The organism is Bacillus sp. LR--39, assembly GCF_053613335.1.
Map to the genome: position 1 here is coordinate 1 of NZ_JBSIOT010001548.1, position 526 is coordinate 526.

2 protein-coding genes are annotated in these 526 nt (G+C 37.5%); both read right to left on the minus strand.

Features of this window, described 5'->3' with window-relative positions:
- A partial coding sequence (locus tag ACWHAR_RS31715; RefSeq protein ID WP_452089008.1) for a CBS domain-containing protein occupies positions 1 to 92 on the minus strand: 92 nt, incomplete at its 3' end.
- 136 nt (positions 93 to 228) lie between these two features.
- On the minus strand, positions 229 to 526 hold a 298-nt coding region (locus ACWHAR_RS31720), incomplete at its 5' end, for a DUF5365 family protein (RefSeq protein ID WP_452089007.1).

The following is a 526-nucleotide window of genomic DNA, read 5'->3' on the forward strand; positions in this document are numbered from 1 at the left end:
TGCTGTTTCATTAGAGAAGCCGCTTCCTGAATCGTTTGATTCGGAGAAACGGTTGCCACCTGCGTTGTCATTGTATCTTTAACTGAACTCATTGTCAGCACCCCTTTCAATCATTAGTATGTTCAGACACGAGCCGTTTAAAAAGGGAGTTAGAGGAAAGGTTTTATGATATGATTTCTCTGATACAAAAAGAGCTTTTCTAAAAATAGAAAAGCCCTTGCCGCATGATTATATCAGCCTTCTTTGACCGAAAAAGGCTTTGTTAGTCTTCTTTTGAAAGTCAGAAAAAGCAAACGGAAAATAAATCCCAAAATCATTCAGCATCTTGCTGTTTTTTTCAAAAATCGCCTGATCACTCAAATCAGAGTGCGGCGAAGGCTTGGTCAGGATAATATGTATCATTTGCAGACAAGCCATAATTTGAAATGCTTCTTTTAATGTTCCTTGGTAATAATGGTTATTTAAAGACAGAACGCCTTTCTTTTTAAAGCGCTGAATGTCCAGTTCGGAGAAATAAAGAGGAAAT